This is a genomic window from Caballeronia sp., assembly GCF_049581465.1.
GTDB lineage: Bacteria > Pseudomonadota > Gammaproteobacteria > Burkholderiales > Burkholderiaceae > Caballeronia.
In genome coordinates, this window is record NZ_JBAUSA010001278.1 from 1 (window position 1) to 1558 (window position 1558).

Consider the following 1558-nt stretch of genomic DNA (forward strand, 5'->3'; position numbering starts at 1 on the left):
CGTTTGGATCGCTTGCCGCCCCCGAGTAATCCGTCAGCGCGATCGCAGGAATCCGCGCCAGTCGCGCGTCCCCGTGCAACCGTTCGATCAACGCACGGCTCTCCGCGCCCGGCATGTTGATATCGCACACCAACAGGTCAATCAGCTCGCGTTCGAGCACCTCGATCGCCTCGTCCGAGCCATGCGCGATCACCACGTCCAGACCCTCGAGTTCGAGCAGCGCTGCGAACCCACTCGCGGTCTCCTGATCGTCGTCGACTATCAGCAAACGCAATCCGCTCAACGCCGCGCCGCGCTCCGTATCGCCATCGGCACTGCCTGCCCTGTCTTCTACTGCCGGCAAAAAAACACTCATCGTGCTGCCGCGCCCCGCGCCATCCGAACGCGCAAGCACTCGCCCCGCATGCATCTCCGTGAGTTGCTTGACAAGCGCCAGCCCAATGCCCATGCCGCCGCCGGTCTTGCGGCGCGCGTCAAGCCCCTGCGAAAACATCTCGAAGACATGCGGCAGCATCGTCGCCTCGATACCCTGCCCCGTATCGGTCACGTCGATCTGCACTTCGCCGTTGTCGCGCGTCAGCCGCACCGCGACGGCGCCACCCCGTGGCGTGAATTTGAGCGCATTGCTCAGCAGGTTCCAGACGATCTGATCGAAGCGCACCGGATCGACCTTGGTCCAGACGGGCTTGTCGATACCCTCGAACGACAGCGCAATGCCGCGCGACGCGGCGTCGGCTTCGACGGCGTCGGCGATCGTCGCCAGCATGGCCGAGATATCGACCATGGTCAGGTTCAGCGCCAGCTTTCCCGTACGCACACGCGACAGGTCCAGCAAGTCGTCAATGATCTTCGCCTGACCCATCACAGCCCGCTGGATCGCGTCGGCGGCAAGCTGGATAGCCGGCACGCCGCGCGCTTCCGGAATCCGCGGCAACATCTCCGCCTTCACGTGAATCAGGTTGAGTGGATGCTTCAGCTCATGCGAGAGAACCGCAAGGAAATCGTCCTTCAGGCGATTGGCAGCCTCCGCCTGCGCAAGGACCAGGCGTTCCTGCGAAAGTTGCTGCTGGCGCGCGTCGTCCTGGGTCTTGCGCTCCGTCAGATCGCGCAGGATCTTGGCAAAGCCCGTGAATTTCGGATCGGACAGCGGCGTCACCACCCCGCTGCAATACACTTTTCGGCCGCCTTTCGCCACTAGCCAGCGGTCGTCATCCGCGCGATTTTCCCGGCGGGCGAGGTCGCGCTCCCGATCGGCCACGCGATTGACCTGATCCTGCACTGAAAAAATCACATCGATATTCTGGCCGACCGCTTCGTCTTCCGTATAGCCGAACACGCGCTGGGCGCCCGCGTTCCAACTGACTATCCGGCCTCCGGGATCCTGCACGATGATCGCGAAGTCATTGGTCGTCTGCGCCGCAAGCCGCAAGCGCTCCTCCCCGGCGCGCGCGCTGGCTTCGGCATGCCGCCGCGCCGTGATTTCGATCAGGCTCAGCACCGCGCCGTCGATGCGATCGTCGGCTGTCCGGTAAGGCAGCAGGCGCGCGATGAACCAGCG

General features: G+C 64.2%; 1 protein-coding gene. It reads right to left on the minus strand.

Annotated features, from left to right (window positions below; translation table 11 throughout):
* A partial coding sequence (locus WCA53_RS31005; RefSeq protein WP_423920527.1) for an ATP-binding protein occupies positions 1-1558 on the minus strand: 1558 nt, incomplete at both ends.